Raw genomic sequence first — 1,659 nt, forward strand, 5'->3', positions numbered from 1 at the left:
GTTTTCGAATGTGAACTGTTACGGTTGAAATGTCTCCGGAAGAATCAAATCCCCAAATTTTTTCAAATAGATGTTCTTTACTTAATACTTGATTTGGATGAGAAACGATAAACTTCAGCAAATCGAATTCCTTCGCTGTAAAAAACACTTCTTTGTCATTCACAAATACTCTTCTAGCGAGCGTGTCAATCGCTAAGCCATGAATACGAATCATACGCTTTTCCTGCTTATCAGAGAGTCTTTCATATCTCGCTAAATKCGCTTTGACTCTTGCAACCAACTCCCCAGGGCTGAATGGCTTGGTAATATAGTCATCTGCACCTAGCCCGAGCCCTCTAATTTTATCGATTTCTTCTTTTTTAGCCGAAACTAAAATGATTGGTATATCTTTTGCAGCTCGAATTTGCTTGCACACTTCAAATCCGCTCACTTTAGGGAGCATAATATCCAAAATAACCAGATCAAAATGTTCATTTAACGCTTTTTCTAATCCCTTATCACCGCTATATTGAACGTCTATTTCAAAATCGTTAATTTCTAAATAATCTCTTTGCAATTCAGCAATACTTACTTCATCTTCAACTAACAATATCTTCTTCATATGTATCACCATTTTCATTCATTTTTTGCAAAGAAAAGAAAATACTTGTTCCTTCGCCAAACTTACTTAGTGCCCAGATGTCTCCCCCGTGGCGTTCAACAATTTGTTTTGCAATGGCCAGTCCAAGTCCACTTCCTCCAGTATTGCTGTTGCGGGACTGTTCTGCTCGATAAAACCGGTCAAAAATATGCGCTAATGCTTCCGGTGAAATCCCTGCGCCATTGTCTTTCACTTCAATAATGAGTTCACTTTCGGTAGCAGAAAGAACGATATCGATTCTTCTTCTTTCTTTATCCATAAATTTAATGCTGTTGGTTGTTAAATTTATTAAAACTCTTCGCAGCTGCTCAGCATCTGCCTTTGCATACAGTGTCGTTAGAGAATCATTAGAAAATAAAACATCAATATCATGTTCGCTCATTTCAAACTGAAGCTCTTGCACATAACTTTCCATAAATGCAGAAATATTAAGTTTTTTAAACACAAATGGAATTTCGTGCAAATCCAATTTAGAAAATAAAAACAGCTCATCGATTAACGCATTCATGTCTTTTGCTTTCGTTGAAATCGTTAACAAATATTTAGAAAGCTTATCTGGCGTGTTAGCTACTCCATCTTGAATTCCTTCTACATATCCTACAATGGAAGTAATAGGAGTTCGCAGATCGTGTGAAATACTTGAAAGCAGCTGTTTACGGTTATCTTCATACTGAATTTGCAGTTCAACAGAAGATTTTAGTTTTTGCCTCATTTCTTCAAAAGCTTGCGTTAATTCGCCTATTTCATCCTTTGAATTAGCAGAGATCTCAAAGTGAAGATCACCTTGTTTTATTTTTTCAGCCGCTTCTTTTAATTCACGAATGGGTTTAATAATGCTTCTTGAAACAAGATAGTTTAAAAATCCAATAATCACAATTACTAAAATTAATAGTAGAAAGATTAAAAAAGGGAAAATTCGATTAATAAGGCCTACATAAGGGCTGATTTTTCGCAAAACGTAAATGCTTCCTTTTTCTTGATTCGAGAAAGGAAAATCAAGGTTGATATATGTAAAGTAC

2 protein-coding genes are annotated in these 1,659 nt (G+C 35.3%); both read right to left on the reverse strand.

Translation table 11 applies throughout. From position 1 onward, the window contains the following. On the reverse strand, nt 1-601 hold a 601-nt coding region (locus AC1DRF_RS26540; RefSeq protein WP_477742135.1), incomplete at its 3' end, for a response regulator transcription factor. Next, a partial coding sequence (locus AC1DRF_RS26545; RefSeq protein WP_477742136.1) for a sensor histidine kinase occupies nt 579-1,659 on the reverse strand: 1,081 nt, incomplete at its 5' end. The genes AC1DRF_RS26545 and AC1DRF_RS26540, both read right to left, overlap by 23 nt.

The organism is Priestia sp. P5_B4 (genome assembly GCF_056400385.1).